The following is a 10,575-nucleotide window of genomic DNA, read 5'->3' as shown; positions in this document are numbered from 1 at the left end:
GACGAGGCCAGCCCCCGCCGCGACCATGCCGCCTGCGGCGAGGCCGGTTCCGACCGCGGCGGCGGCGCTGAGCTGCGGGCCGCCGGAGACAATGCCACTGGCGATGCCAGGACCGAATATGCCGAGGCCGAGCAGCGACAGCGCGGCGAGCACGATCGCCATCGCCTCGTCGATCGACGGGTTCTGGCCGCCGAAGCCCGATGTGAACTCGGAGAAGAGCGTCGAGCCAATGCCGATGATGACGGCGAGTACGAGAACCTTGATGCCGGACGAGATGACGTTGCCGAGCACGCGCTCCGCCATGAAGGCGGACTTGCCGAAAAGGCCGAAGGGAATCAGCACGAAGCCGGCGAGCGTCGTCAGCTTGAACTCGATGAGCGTGACGAAGAGTTGGATCGCGAGGATGAAGAAGGCGAGCAGGACCAGCGCCCAGGCGAGGAACATGCAGGCGATCTGGATGAAGTTCTCGAAGAACGACCAATAGCCCATCAGGCTGGAGATCGAATCGAGGAGCGGTCGGCCGGCATCCAGGCCGGTCTGGGCGACCTTTCCGGGACGCATGAGGTCGGCGGTCGAGAAGCCGGTGCCGCTCGCCTTCAGGCCGAGGCCGGCGAAGCTCTCGAAGACGATCCGGGCGAGGTTGTTCCAGTTGCCGATGATGTAGGCGAAGACGCCGACGAACAGGGTCTTCTTGACCAGCCGCGCCATGATGTCGTCGTCGGCGCCCCAGCTCCAGAACAGCGCAGCGAGCGTCACATCGATGACGATCAACGTGGTGGCGATGAAGGCGACTTCGCCGCTGAGCAGACCGAACCCGCTGTCGATGTAGCGAGTGAAGACCTCGAGGAAATGGTCGATGACGCCGGTGCCGCCCATGATTTTATCGCGCCTCGTCGAGTTGCGGAGTGTTCGGTGCGGAGGGTGTCGCGGCGGGTGCGTCGGTCGGTTGCGATTGAGGAGCGTGGCCATCGCGCGGTGCAGGCGGCATGTCCGGCAACCGCTCGGCGGGACGGGCGCCGGGCGCGAGGAAGCGCTGGCGGTTTTCCGCCCAGGCACGGCGGCATTCCGGATCGCGCGGTCCCTCTTCGCCGAGCGCCTGGCAGCGGATCAATGCGTCCCGCAGAGGATCGGCCGGCACCTCCGCGGCGCGGCCGGACGGCCATGTCTCGGGCGCTTCCTCCTTGCGAGTCATCTCGATCGCGGTTGCGGTGACCGCGACAGCGACGAACACGACGGCACCGAGGCGCGCGAGCATCTTCCCGTCCATCCCCGTGCCCTCAGTGGCCGTTCGGGAACATGCGGGCGTTGCCGGGTTGGTAGCCGGTGCCCGGCGTCAGGAAGCGGCGGCGCTGTTCGCGGCCTTGCTCGGCCGCGGCCGCCCGCTCGGCTTCGGACAAGCTCTGGGCCCGGCCATTGGCAGCGACGACGGCGGTGAGATCGGCGAGCTGCTGCGCCTGCAGGGCAAGAAGCTGATTGCCCGCCTGCGTCGCCTGCAGCGCGCCGGTCGCGCCCTGGCTCTGGCCGACCAGTGCCGACATCTCGCTGCGATTGGTGTCGATGTTGCCGACGACGCCGGCCTGCACGCGCATCGCGTCCTGCAAGCCGCCGACGGTATTCTGCCAGCGCTCCCGCGCCTGCGTCACGAGCGCCTGGTCGGAGGCGGACATCGACGCATTGCCGTAGGTGGTCTGGAACGCGCGGTCGATCTGCTGGACGTTGAGGGCGATGCCCTGCGCCTGTTGCAGAAGCTGCTGCGTGCGCTGGACGGACTGCTGAAGCTGCTGAAGCGAGGAGTATGGCAAGCTCGCCAGGTTGCGGGCCTGATTGATTAGCATGGTCGCTTCATTCTGAAGCTGGGTGATCTGCTGATTGACCTGCTGGAGCGTGCGCGCCGCCGTCAGCACGTTTTGCGCATAGTTGGTCGGGTCGTAGACGATCCACTGCGCGGCGGCGGGCGGCGCGAAGATCGGCGACAAGGCGAGCGGCGCGGCAAGGAGCGCGGCGCTGATGCGCAACGCGCGCGCGCGGATGTGAATAGGACGGGTCATGGACGTACCTCCGGTTCGTTTTGGGGGATGACATTGGTGAGGCCGGCGATGAGGTCGGCAGCCCAGTCGAGCCGGTTCGCCGCGAGCCACTCGCGCAGGAACCCGTCCGTTCCGCTGCGGGCATGAACGTCGGCGATCATCGCCTGATACTGTTTGGATGAGGCCGCACACAGCGCCAGGGCCACGTCCGACAGGCCCAGCTCGAACAGGCGATTGCCCCGCCGCGACTGGCAGTAATAGTCGCGCTTGGGCATGGCCCGCGCGAGGATCTCGATCTGGCGGTCGTTGAGACCGAAGCGGCGGTAGATGGCGGTGATCTGCGGCTCGATCGCGCGCTCGTTGGGGAGCAGGATGCGCGTCTGGCAGCTCTCGATGATGGCCGGCGCGATCGCCGAGCCGTCTATGTCGGACAGCGATTGGGTGGCGAAGATGACGCTCGCGTTCTTCTTGCGCAGCGTCTTAAGCCATTCGCGGAGCTGGCCGGCAAACCCTTCATCGTCGAGGGCGAGCCAGCCCTCATCGACGATCAGGAGAGTCGGCCGGCCGTCGAGGCGGTCCTCGATGCGATGGAAGAGATAGGCGAGGACGGCGGCGGCCGCGCCGGTGCCGATGAGCCCCTCGGTCTCGAAGGCCTGGACGTTCGCCTCGCCGAGATATTCGGACTCGGCGTCGAGCAGCCGGCCATAGGGACCGCCGACGCAATAGGGTCGCAGCGCCTGCTTCAGGTCGTTGGATTGGAGCAGGACGGAGAGGCCCGTCAACGTGCGCTCCGCGACAGGCGCGGATGCCAGCGAGGTTAGGGCCGACCAGAGATGCTCCTTGACCTCGGGCGTGACCGGCACGCTCTCGCGGGAGAGGATCGCGATCAGCCAGTCGGAGGCCCAGGCGCGCTTGGCGACGTCGTCGATGCGGGCGAGCGGCTGGAGCGACACGCTGTCGTCGGCGCCGTCGGTTAGGCCACCGCCGAGATCATGCCAGTCGCCGCGCATGGCCAGCGCCGCGGCGCGGATCGATCCGCCGAAGTCGAAGGCGAAGACCTGGGATTGCGGATAGCGCCGGAACTGAAGCGCCATCAGCGCCAGCAGCACGGACTTGCCGGCGCCGGTTGGCCCGACGATCAGCGTATGGCCGACGTCGCCGACGTGGATGGAAAGCCGGAACGGGGTCGAGCCCTCTGTTCTGCCGTAAAGCAGTGGGGGTGCATCGAAGTGCTCGTCCCGTTCCGGTCCCGCCCACACCGCCGACAGCGGGATCATGTGAGCGAGATTCAATGTGCTGATGGGCGGCTGGCGGACATTGGCGTAGACGTGGCCGGGCAGCGAACCCAGCCAGGCGTCCACGGCATTGATGGTCTCGGCCATCGCCGTGAAGTCGCGGCCCTGGATGACCTTCTCCACCAGGCGCAGCTTCTCGGCGGCAATGCGGGGGTCATCATCCCAGACCGTGATCGTCGCCGTCACATAGGCCTGGCCGGCATAGTCGGCGCCCAGCTCCTGCAGCGCCATGTCGGCGTCGGCCGCCTTGTTGGCCGCGTCGGTGTCGACGAGCGCCGACGCCTCGTTGGTCATGATCTCCTTGAGGATGGCGGCGATCGACTTGCGCTTGGCGAACCATTGCCGCCGGATCTTGGTCAGCAGCTTGGTGGCGTCGGTCTTGTCGAGCAGGATCGCCCGGGTCGACCAGCGATAGGGAAAAGCGAGCCGGTTCAACTCGTCGAGGATGCCGGGCGTGGTCGCGGACGGGAAACCGACGATGGTGAGGATACGCAGGTTCGTCTCGCCCAGCCGTGGCTCGAGCCCGCCGGTGAGCGGCTGATCGGCGAGCAGCGCGTCGAGATACATCGGCGTCTCGGGAACGCGGACGCGATGCCGCTTCGTCGAGATGGTCGAATGCAGGTAGCTGAGCGTCTCAGCGTCATCGAGCCACGCGCATTCCGGCATGAAGGCGTCGATGAGGTTCAGAATGCGGTCGGTGCGATCGATGAAGCCGCGCAGGATCTCATGCGCATCGACGCCGGTGTGATCGCGGCCCTCGTAGAGCCAGGTCTCGGCGCGCGCCGCGTCTTCGGCCGGCGGCAGGTAGAGGAAGGTGAGGAAGTAGCTGGACTCGAAATGCGCGCCGGCTTCCTCGAAGTCGGCTTTACGTTCGGCGTCGACCAGCGCGGAAGCGCTGTCGGCGAACGTGCTGGCCGGATAGGTCGCGGCGCCGTGGCGCTGCGCCTCGACGAAGATGGCCCAGCCGGAGCCGAGGCGACGGAAGGCATTGTTCAGCCGGCCGGCGACGGCGACCAGCTCGGCCGGCACGGCGCTGTCGAGATCTGGGCCACGGAAGCGCGCGGTGCGCTGCAAGCTGCCATCCTTGTTGAGGACGACGCCTTCGCCGGCGAGCGCGGCCCATGGCAGGAAGTCGGCAAGCCGGGTGTTGCGGTTGCGATACTCGGCAAGGTTCATCATCGCGCCGCTCCTCAGACCGACAGGTGACCGGGGATGCGCAGATGCTTGCGCACGACGTCGACGAACTGCGGATCGCGCTTCGCAGCCCAGACGGCGGCGAAGTGGCCGAGAGCCCAGAGGCCAAGGCCGACCAGCCAGAGGCGAAGGCCGAGGCCGAGCGCTGCGGCCAGTGTCCCGTTGAGAATGGCGATCGAGCGCGGCGCGCCGCCTAGCAGGATGTGCTCGGTCAGCGCCCGGTGGACGGGCACGGAAAAGCCCGGAACCTCGCCGCCATGATGCGCGCCGTCGGCCATCAGACGAGCGCCCCGCCGCCGAACGAGAAGAACGACAGGAAGAAGCTCGACGCCGCGAAGGCAATCGACAGGCCGAACACGATCTGGATCAGGCGCCGTGCGCCGCCCGACGTGTCGCCAAAGGCGAGAGTCAGGCCGGTGATGATGATGATCATCACGGCGATGATCTTGGCGACCGGCCCCTCGATCGATTCAAGGATCGACTGAAGCGGCGCTTCCCAAGGCATGGACGAACCGGACGCATGGGCGGCCGGTGCGAGGGCGAGCGTCAGGAAGGTGACGGACACCGCCGTGGCGATGTGGCGACGGATGCGCAAAGCATGCTTGATCATGACGGGTCTCCTGTGAGCGGTTGGCTTGCGGGGGTGACGCGGTAGTCGCCGTCGGGGCCGAGGCCCTCGATGCGGGCGAGTTCGGCGAGGCGGCGCGAAGAGCCGCGGCCGGAAAGCACTGCGACCAGATCGATCGTCTCGGCGATCAACGCTCGCGGGACGGTGACGACGGCTTCCTGAATGAGCTGCTCCATGCGGCGCAGCGCGCCGATCGCGGTGCCGGCGTGGATGGTCCCCACGCCGCCGGGGTGCCCAGTGCCCCAGGCCTTCAAGAGGTCGAGCGCCTCGGCACCGCGCACCTCACCGATCGGAATGCGGTCGGGGCGCAGGCGCAGTGAGGACCGGACGAGATCGGAGAGCGAGGCGACGCCGCCCTTGGTCCGCATGGCGACGAGATTGGGCGCCGCGCATTGCAGCTCGCGGGTATCCTCGATCAGGACGACGCGATCCGAGGTCTTGGAGACTTCGGCCAGCAGCGCGTTGGTGAGGGTGGTCTTGCCGGTCGAGGTGCCGCCGGCGACGAGAATGTTGCGCCGATCCCGGACGGCCTGGCGCAGCGTCTCGGCCTGACCCGCTGCCATGATGCCGGCGGCGACGTAATCGTCGAGCGTGAACACCGCGACGGCGGGCTTGCGGATCGCGAAGGCCGGGGCGGACACGACGGGGGGCAACAGCCCCTCGAACCGCTCCCCCGTTTCGGGCAACTCGGCCGAGACGCGCGGAGCGCCTGGATGAACCTCAGCGCCGACATGGTGCGCGACCAGACGGATGATCCGCTCGCCGTCCGCCGGCGACAGCCGCTCACCGGTATCGGAAAGCCCTTCGGAGAGCCGGTCGACCCAGAGCCGCCCATCGGGGTTGAGCATCACCTCGACGACCGCGGGGTCCTCCAGAAACCGGGCGATGGCGGGGCCGAGCGCGGTGCGCAGCATGCGCGCGCCGCGAAGGATCGCCTCGGATTTCTGGTGAGTTGACGCCACGTCGTCCCCGTTCTCTTGCGGGCCCGCGAAGTGCGGCCCTGGATCGGGGATGAGTAGAAGAGGCAGAAATTATGGTCTGACAACAACCATCATGTGGTCGTCGTACTGTGGCGTACAAAGACAGGGAAACGGCGGAGCAGCATCCAATCCGGCGCGATGGTGGTCTGGTGGCAGTGGCGAGAGGCTGCCGCCGCTTAGACGGCGGATGACGCGTCATTGATTTCACGATAGTCGTGAAGCGGGCAAAACTATAAAATGCATGGCGTCAGGGGGGCTGCTTTGAAGATTTACGCCGTATCGATCGAGAATTTTCGGGGCATCAGTTCTGCAAATCTGGTGCTGCCCGACCATGCTGTCCTCATCGGCGACAACAACACGGGTAAATCCTCGGTCTTGGAAGCGATAGATCTGGCGCTCGGACCGGATAGATTAAGTCGCCGCCCTCCGGTCGATGAGCATGATTTCTTCGAGGGCAAATATCTTCCCGTGGCCGCCGCCGAGGGCGGGGTGCCCGATGCGACCGAAGATGTCCCCGTCGCCGAACCCCCGAAGATCACCATTGAAGTTACCATCATCGGCCTGTCGGAAGAGCAGGAGGCCAGGTTCGGGGGCAATATCGAATGGCTCAATGTCGAAACCGGAGATTTCTTCATCGACGCCAACCCGGCGGGTGTCGATGCTGCGAACATCAAGGCTGCGCTGCGCGTCACGTTCATCGGCGCATATGACGGCGAAGAGGACGATTTCCTTGGCAATACCTATTACGCGCGCAGCCTGACGGAGGAAGAGACTCCGGTACCCTTCTCCAAGAAGGACAAGCAGCACTGTGGCTTCCTCTTCCTGCGCTCGCTGCGCACGGGCTCGCGTGCGCTCAGCCTGGAGCATGGCAGCCTGCTCGACATCATCTTGCGGCTGAAGGAAATCCGGCCGCAAATGTGGGAAGGCACGATCGGCGCGCTCGCCGGATTCGATGTCGCGAGCGATCCCGCGATCGGCATTTCGGGCGTACTCGAGAGTATCGACAAGTCGCTGAAGAAATATGTGCCGCGGGAATGGGGCGTGAAGCCGCATCTCAAGGTCTCGAACCTGACGCGCGAGCATCTGCGCAAGGTCGTGACAGCCTTCATCGCCACCGGCGATGGCGTACATGCCGCACCCTTCTTCCGGCAGGGCACAGGCACGATCAACATGCTGGTGCTGGCGATGCTGTCGCAGATTGCCGAGGACAAGCAGAACGTCATCTTCGCGATGGAGGAAGTCGAGACCGCGATTCCGCCCTATGCCCAGAAGCGGATCGTTCACGAACTGCGCAAGCTGGCGGCCCAATCGATCGTCACCTCGCACTCGCCCTATGTCCTTGAGGAGTTCAAGCTCGACGAGACCGTGATCCTGTCGCGGGCGAATGATGGCATCCTCAAGCAGGCGCAGATCGCGCTGCCCGACAGCGTAAAGCACAAGCGCTATCGCCAGGAGTTTCGGACGCGGTTTTGCGAGGGCCTGCTGTCGCGGCGCGTCCTCATCGCCGAGGGCGCGACCGAGGCGAGTTCATTTCCGGTCGCTGCCCGCCGGCTCTCTGAACTGAACCCCGGCGTCTATGCCTCGCTCGAAGCGCTCGGCATCTGCATCATCGATGCGGGCACCGAGTCGCAGATCGCCGATCTCGCCGGGCTCTATAAGGGTCTCGGCAAGCGGACGTTCGCACTGTGCGACAAGCAGGCCGACCCCGCGAAGGCCGCAATCGAAACCCAAGTCGAGCGCCTGTTCATGCACGAGGAAAAGGGCATCGAGGATCTAATCCTCAAGAACACGACCCCGGCCGCACTTGAACGCTTTTCCGATGCGCTCGATTGGCCGCCGCACCTGTTGCAGAAGTTCCCCGATCCGAAGACCAACCTCATCGCCGCGCTGAAGGAGTATTTCGGGTGGGCGAAGGGCAACTGGGGGATTGCGGATTTCCTTGGCCAATGTTCCGAGGCTGAAATCCCATCGTGGATTCGCGACGCCTGCGTGACCCTCAAGGCGCTCTGCGATCCACCGCCCGCGCCGCCGGCGCCTCCGCAGGGGAACGGCCAGGACGGCGCCGTCGAGCCCGTCGAATAGAGGGACGGATGGTCGACCTGACTCCCGCGCAGAAGGATGTTCTGATCGCCGATGGGCACCAACTCGTTTTGGGTGGGCCTGGCTCCGGCAAGACCACTGTGTCCATCCTGAAGGCGGCGACGATTGCCCGCGAGAAGCTCAAGCCGGGGCAGCGCATCCTGTTCCTGAGTTTTGCGCGCGCGACGGTCTCGCGCGTCTTCGAAGCGATAGACGAAGAGCGGTCCGTGACGAAAGAGGAGAAGACAAGGATCGAGGTCGATACCTATCACTCCTTCTTCTGGCGCATTCTCAAGGCGCACGGCTATCTGGTCGGGTTTCCGCGCCGCATGACAATTCTGACGCCGCCTAACGAGGCGATCGCGCTTTCAGCGATCCGCAGCGCCTTCAAGGCGCCGTCCAAGCTCTCGGACGAGGAGAAGGCGCAGAAGGCGGCACTGGAGATTGCTGAGAGGATGCGACTGGCGACCGAGGAAGGCAAAATCTGCTTCGACCTGTTCGCGGAGCGCGTGGCCATCCTGTTGCACGGCTCCGCCAAGGTCCGCGATCTCGTATCGACCATGTACCCTTTCATCATCCTCGACGAATTTCAGGATACCAGCGCCCAGCAGTGGCGCGCGGTCGCAGCAATCGGGAAGAGCAGCACGCTGATCGCGCTGGCCGACCCGGAACAGCGCATCTTTGATTTCATCGGCGCGGACCCGGAGCGTCTCGACCACTTCAGGGAGGCTTTCAAGCCTTCCGAGCATGATTTGGCCGGGGACAACCATCGCAGCAAGGGGACAGACATTGCCTTGTTCGGAAACCACCTCCTTACCGGCAAATTTCGGGAAGAAGCGTATCAGGGCATCGACTACGAGGGGTTTGCCTCGAATCCTAATCAGGCTTTCGCCTCGCTTGTCGCTCAGGTTCTGAAAGCGCGTAAGCGGCTAATCGCGACGGGCCGCCGGGACTGGTCGCTTGCGATTCTGGTGCCGACTAAGCGTATGACCCGGCTGGTCTCCGACAATCTGCGCGAGCCCTTCGGCAACGTGCCTCCGATCTCGCACACGGCCGCCGTCGACATGGAAGGCCCGATCCTGGCGGCGGAGGTGATTGCCTTCCTTCTCCAGCAGCGAAGTCACGCCGGCTGCTTTGACGAATTCGTCGATGTGCTTTGCAGCTATTTCAGCGGCCGAGGGGGCCAGGCGCCGACGAAGGGCGATCTGACGGAAGCGGCGCGGTTCCGCTCCGCGCTAGGCAAGTGGAATGACTGCCTCGCGAAGGGAAAGGCCGTTCCGGCGAACAGCGTCTTGCAAGCCACGTTCGCGGTCCACGAGGCTGCAGCGGCTGTTGCGCTGACTGGACAGCCCGACGCCGACTGGACCGCCATTAGATCGGTGCTTGAGGCTGGAGCCTGCACCCGGCTCGCCGAGGTTGCGAAGGAGGCGCGCAACGTCCGGCTTCTCGAACGCGGAACGCAGCTCCGGCAAAGCCTGTCGCAGGACTGGCGCGATACCGGCGGCTACAAGAACGCGCTGGCTGTCACCCGCCAAGCGTTCGTGCAGGAGCATTTCGCGACCGCTCACAAGCCGGAGTCGGGTGTCGTCGTGATGAACATGCACAAGGCGAAGGGGAAGCAGTTCGATGAGGTCATCATCTTCGAAGGATGGCCGAAGCGCTACAAGGGCGAGATCGTCGGCAACCCGGATCGTATTGTGGGCGGCAATGTCCGCGCGGGGGCGATGACGCAAGCTCGCCAAAACTTCCGGGTGAGCGTCACCCGCGCGAAAACCCGCACGACGATCATGTCGCCCAACGACGATGTATGTGTCCTGCTAACTCCCGTTGAATGAGACGTGAGGCCAACGCTGCAGATGTTTGCGTTGAGGCAGCTCCAGGACGGGCTATCCCGCTACGATGGTCGGCACCGATCGATACAGAGCGACTAATCAGCAGTAGGCGAGTTAGTGTTACCCACGTCTTCCGAAATCTCCTGCCTGAGCTTCGGCCCCTGTGCGAGTCGGCGACCAAGCGCGCTCACGAAGGCTTCGTAGCGCTCCGCCGCCTTGGCGCGTGCCGCGACCTGCGCCGGCTCCGGGAGCGGCGGATTCGAGGTCAGCCAGAAGCGAATGAACACGGCGAGCGTTTCGACCGATATGCCGACATCGCGCTCCATGCGCGCCATGCGGCGGTCGAGTTGATCGAGCCGCTTCGTCGTCGCCGCTTCCTGCCGCTCGGCGGCGTCTGGCGAGAGGAAGGAGGCGATGCCGGCCTCGGCAACCAGCGATAACGAGAGATCGCGTCGCGCTGCATGGGCCGCCAGCGCTTTCATCACGTCCGGATCGAGATAGACGGAAAGGCGCTGCTTCTTCGGCGTCTTACTCACGGGC

The 10,575-nt window shown here is 65.3% G+C and carries 10 protein-coding genes; 2 read left to right on the top strand and 8 right to left on the bottom strand.

Features of this window, described 5'->3' with window-relative positions; all coding sequences use genetic code 11:
* The 7 genes from trbL to trbB all read right to left on the bottom strand — a co-directional run.
* Positions 1-876: P-type conjugative transfer protein TrbL (gene trbL / locus WAZ62_RS05540; RefSeq protein WP_422642516.1), on the bottom strand; the 876-nt coding region annotated here is incomplete at its 3' end.
* Between the two features lie 4 nt (positions 877-880).
* Positions 881-1,267: a putative entry exclusion protein TrbK-alt gene (trbK-alt, locus tag WAZ62_RS05535; RefSeq protein WP_422642515.1), complete on the bottom strand. Its 387-nt coding sequence runs from the start codon at positions 1,265-1,267 to the stop codon at positions 881-883.
* Positions 1,268-1,277: 10 nt separating this feature from the next.
* The gene (gene trbJ / locus WAZ62_RS05530) at positions 1,278-2,048 is read right to left on the bottom strand and encodes a P-type conjugative transfer protein TrbJ (protein ID WP_422642514.1); all 771 of its coding nucleotides are present in this window, start codon (positions 2,046-2,048) and stop codon (positions 1,278-1,280) included.
* Positions 2,045-4,501: a conjugal transfer protein TrbE gene (gene trbE, locus WAZ62_RS05525; RefSeq protein WP_422642513.1), complete on the bottom strand. Its 2,457-nt coding sequence runs from the start codon at positions 4,499-4,501 to the stop codon at positions 2,045-2,047. The genes trbJ and trbE overlap by 4 nt, the downstream gene beginning before the upstream one ends.
* An 11-nt stretch (positions 4,502-4,512) precedes the next feature.
* On the bottom strand, positions 4,513-4,794 hold the full coding sequence (locus WAZ62_RS05520; RefSeq protein ID WP_422642512.1) for a VirB3 family type IV secretion system protein: 282 nt from the start codon (positions 4,792-4,794) through the stop codon (positions 4,513-4,515).
* Entirely contained in the window at positions 4,794-5,126 is a 333-nt protein-coding gene (locus WAZ62_RS05515; RefSeq protein WP_209159349.1) for a TrbC/VirB2 family protein, read from the bottom strand. The genes WAZ62_RS05520 and WAZ62_RS05515 overlap by 1 nt, the downstream gene beginning before the upstream one ends.
* Positions 5,123-6,058 (bottom strand): P-type conjugative transfer ATPase TrbB, encoded by a 936-nt coding sequence (gene trbB, locus WAZ62_RS05510; protein WP_422642518.1) that lies wholly within the window; start codon positions 6,056-6,058, stop codon positions 5,123-5,125. Before trbB ends, WAZ62_RS05515 begins: the two co-directional genes overlap by 4 nt.
* A gap of 327 nt (positions 6,059-6,385) precedes the next feature.
* Here trbB and WAZ62_RS05505 point away from each other — a divergent pair, with 327 nt between their 5' ends.
* Both WAZ62_RS05505 and WAZ62_RS05500 read left to right on the top strand, forming a co-directional pair.
* The gene (locus tag WAZ62_RS05505; RefSeq protein ID WP_422642511.1) at positions 6,386-8,206 is read left to right on the top strand and encodes an ATP-dependent nuclease; all 1,821 of its coding nucleotides are present in this window, start codon (positions 6,386-6,388) and stop codon (positions 8,204-8,206) included.
* A gap of 8 nt (positions 8,207-8,214) precedes the next feature.
* Entirely contained in the window at positions 8,215-10,038 is a 1,824-nt protein-coding gene (locus tag WAZ62_RS05500) for a UvrD-helicase domain-containing protein (protein WP_422642510.1), read from the top strand.
* Between the two features lie 92 nt (positions 10,039-10,130).
* Here WAZ62_RS05500 and WAZ62_RS05495 read toward each other — a convergent pair whose 3' ends face one another.
* The gene (locus WAZ62_RS05495) at positions 10,131-10,571 is read right to left on the bottom strand and encodes a CopG family transcriptional regulator (protein WP_422642509.1); all 441 of its coding nucleotides are present in this window, start codon (positions 10,569-10,571) and stop codon (positions 10,131-10,133) included.
* Positions 10,572-10,575: the final 4 nt, after the last annotated feature.

The sequence above is a fragment of the Zavarzinia sp. genome (assembly GCF_049306435.1).
GTDB lineage: Bacteria > Pseudomonadota > Alphaproteobacteria > Zavarziniales > Zavarziniaceae > Zavarzinia.
This window is presented reverse-complemented; position numbering and strand designations above follow the sequence as displayed.

Coding starts and splice junctions, on each gene's coding strand:
- trbK-alt (WP_422642515.1), bottom strand. CDS start 1,267: ATGGACGGGAAGATGCTCGCGCGCCTCGGTGCCGTCGTGTTCGTCGCT.
- trbJ (WP_422642514.1), bottom strand. CDS start 2,048: ATGACCCGTCCTATTCACATCCGCGCGCGCGCGTTGCGCATCAGCGCC.
- trbE (WP_422642513.1), bottom strand. CDS start 4,501: ATGATGAACCTTGCCGAGTATCGCAACCGCAACACCCGGCTTGCCGAC.
- WAZ62_RS05520 (WP_422642512.1), bottom strand. CDS start 4,794: ATGGCCGACGGCGCGCATCATGGCGGCGAGGTTCCGGGCTTTTCCGTG.
- WAZ62_RS05515 (WP_209159349.1), bottom strand. CDS start 5,126: ATGATCAAGCATGCTTTGCGCATCCGTCGCCACATCGCCACGGCGGTG.
- trbB (WP_422642518.1), bottom strand. CDS start 6,058: ATGCTGCGCACCGCGCTCGGCCCCGCCATCGCCCGGTTTCTGGAGGAC.
- WAZ62_RS05500 (WP_422642510.1), top strand. CDS start 8,215: ATGGTCGACCTGACTCCCGCGCAGAAGGATGTTCTGATCGCCGATGGG.